Origin of the sequence: Mesorhizobium salmacidum (SeqCode), assembly GCF_037179605.1 — a bacterium.
GTDB classification, from domain to species: Bacteria; Pseudomonadota; Alphaproteobacteria; order Rhizobiales; family Rhizobiaceae; genus Mesorhizobium; species Mesorhizobium salmacidum.
Genome location: NZ_JAPYKS010000097.1, coordinates 1 through 431, shown reverse-complemented (window position 1 = coordinate 431; position 431 = coordinate 1). Strand labels below are relative to the sequence as shown.

Below are 431 nucleotides of genomic sequence, written 5' to 3'. Positions count from 1 at the left end.
TATCTCGGCGCCTGCGTCGAACTCGGGCCGGAAGATGTCGAGGCCGACAAGGCGTCGGGCGCCAAGGTCACGTATTTCGAAGGTTATCTATGGGACCCGCCGCGCGCCAAGGAAGCCATCCGGCAGACGGCGAAACTTGCGCACGCGGCCGGTCGCGAAGTCTCGATGACCTTATCGGATCCATTCTGCGTCGACCGCTACCGCGACGAATTCCTCGACCTGATGCGCTCGGGCACGGTCGACATTGTTTTTGCCAACAGCCACGAGATCAAGTCGCTTTACCAGACTTCGTCCTTCGACGAGGCGCTGGCGCAGATCCGCAAGGATTGCAAGATCGCGGCGGTGACCCGTTCCGAAAAAGGCTCGGTCATCGTACGCGGCGACGAGACCGTGGTCATAAAGGCAACCACCATCAAGGAACTGGTCGACAC

1 protein-coding gene is annotated in these 431 nt (G+C 60.6%); it reads left to right on the top strand.

All coding sequences use genetic code 11. From position 1 onward, the window contains the following. A partial coding sequence (locus tag O7A60_RS32175) for an adenosine kinase (protein ID WP_337109596.1) occupies positions 1–431 on the top strand: 431 nt, incomplete at both ends.